The sequence below is a fragment of the Actinosynnema sp. genome (assembly GCF_052038725.1).
On sequence record NZ_JBQGCX010000293.1, the window covers coordinates 1 to 2,460 of the forward strand.

1 protein-coding gene is annotated in these 2,460 nt (G+C 72.6%); it reads right to left on the minus strand.

Features of this window, described 5'->3' with window-relative positions; translation table 11 throughout:
• Positions 1-82: 82 nt before the first annotated feature.
• The coding region (locus ACTUAL_RS05840; RefSeq protein ID WP_440899522.1) for a cellulose binding domain-containing protein at positions 83-2,460 on the minus strand (2,378 nt) is incomplete at its 5' end.

A 2,460-nucleotide genomic window follows, 5' to 3' on the forward strand; every position in this document is an offset into this window, starting at 1 on the left:
CACCGCGTACAGCGCCGGGTAGGTGCTGCCCGGCGCGGCGGGTGGGCCGCGCCGCCCCGCCGCCGGGACCCGCACGAGGGCCTCACACCGGTGAACAGGATCCGCCGTTGAGCGTGAACGCGGCGGGGTTGGCGTTGCTGCCCTGCCAGCTCGCCTGGAATCCGAACTCCACCGCGCCCCCGGCGCCGATGGTCCCGTTCCAGCCCTCGTTGGTCACCGTGACCTCGGCGCCGCTCTGCGCGGCCTTGCCGTTCCACGCGCTGGTCACCCGCTGACCGCTCGCGTAGGTCCACTTCAGCGCCCACCCGGTGACGGCGGTCGCGCCCCGGTTGGTGATCCGCACCGACCCCTGGAAGCCGCCGGACCACTGGTTCGTGACCCGGTACTCGACCGCGCAGGACGCCGAAGGCGGAACCGTCGTCGTGGTCGTGGTGGTCGTCGTGGTCGTCGTGGTGGTGGTCCCACCGCCGGGCGTGGTGGTCGTGGTCGTCGTGCTCGGCGGCGGTCCGCTCGGGTCGGCGTACAGGATCCCGCGACCGTTCGTGCCCAGGTAGACCCGCCCGTACAGCCTCGGGTCGCCGGTGATCGCCTCGCCCGCGTTGCCGTACTGGTGCTGGTCGTCGTTGATCCGCACCCAGTTCGCCCCGGTGTCGTCGGAGCGGAACACGCCGGTCACGCCGCCGGTGGTGAGCACCGCGTACAGCGCCGGGTAGGTGCTGCCCGGCGCGGCCTTGCCGAAGCCGACGTTCACCGCGCTGGTGACGTTCGCCTGCTTGACCGCGCTCGCGCCACCGTCGGTGGAGCGGAACAGCCCGCCCTCGCCCGCCAGCCACAGCTCGCCCTCGCGGCCGGGCACGGCGTGCAGCTTGGTCGCCGCCACCGACGCGCCCGCCGTGAACGTCGCGCCGCCGTCGGAGCTGGTGTAGACCCGGTTCGCGGCCAGCGCGTAGAACTTCCTCGGGTTCACCCGGTCCGACTCGACCACCGCGCCCGCGGGCACGCCGCTCGACGCGGTCCAGGAGTTGCCGAAGCCCACCGAGAGGTGCACCCCGGCGCCCGCCGGGCTCCACACGAACCGGCTGCCGTCCGCCGCCGCCGCGACCGTGCCACCGCCGGTCACCCCGCCGGGATCGGTCCCGCCGAACCAGTTCGCGCCGCCGTCCGTGGAGAACGCGACGTGCGGGGCCGCGTCGGAGTTGCCGGAGCGGACCATGGTCGAGGCGTTGGCCTCGGCGTAGTCGAGGCTGGTGGTGGAGGTGAAGTTGGGCTGCGTGAACATCATCGGCGGCACCTCGGCCAGGTCCGCGTGCCGGAACCCGCCGATGTCGCCGAGCGCGCTCACCAGCGGGGCCGCGCCGGTGGGCGGGCTGACCAGGTCGAGCACGTTGGTCTCCTCCAGGCCCGCCGCCGTGGGCTTGAGGGTGATCTGGCCGCCCCGGTCCCACGCGGTGAGGTTGGTGGTGCCGTAGATCGTCGCGCCGGTGCCGTAGAGCATCCGGTCGGGGTCGAACGGGTCGATCTCCATGGACTCGGTCATCCAGCCGAGCTTGGGCGTGACCTCGGGCGGCTGCGGGTTGGCTCCCCAGCTCAGCCACGGGGAGGCGGTGATGTCCATGGTGTAGCGGAAGCTGCGGTTGGGGTAACTGGTGAAGTCCCAGATGCGGGTCCAGGTGGCGCCCGCGTCGGTGGAGCGGAACACGATGATGTCGGGCCACCAGGAGATCTGGGTGGTGACCATGAGCGTGTTCGGGTTGGTGCGGTCGACGGTCAGGCCGCTGTAGCCGAAGTAGTCGTCGGCGCTGTCGGACGGGATCGGGCTGATCCTGGTCCACCCGCCGGTGGCGGTGTCGTGCTTCCAGACGTCGCCCTTGGCGCCGTCGTACGGGCCGCCGGTGTCGCTGGTGGCGAGGTAGAGGAAGCCGCCGACCGGGTCGAGGACGCCCTTGTGGGCGAGGTGGCCGGTGGGCTGGCCCGCGAGGCGGGACCACGTCGCGCCCGCGTCGGTGGTGCGGTAGACGGTGTTCTGCTTGTCGGCGACGCCCACGTAGATCGTGCGGCTGGGCGCGCCGGACGCGGAGGAGCGCGGGTCGTAGGTGACCCAGGTGACGCCCTGGTTGTCGCTGTTGTAGCCGGTGGTGTCGTTCGGGTCGGCGACGTGGTTGCCGGGGTTGGGGAACGCCGTGACCTTCGCCCAGGTGACGCCGCTGTCGGTGCTGCGCCACAGGCCGTTGCCGCTGGGGGCGCCGAGGTAGAGCACGCGCGGGTCGTTGGGGTCGACGGCGAGGCGCTCGCCCATGCCCCGGCCCGGCATGTTGCCGCCGAGCTTGAACGGGAGGGCGGTGGACTGCCAGGTCGCGCCCCGGTCGGAGGAGCGCAGGACGGCGCCGTTGTTCGGGTCCCAGTCGTTGGTGTACATGCCGACGGCCGCGTACACCCGGTTGGTCTGCACCGGGTCGGTGG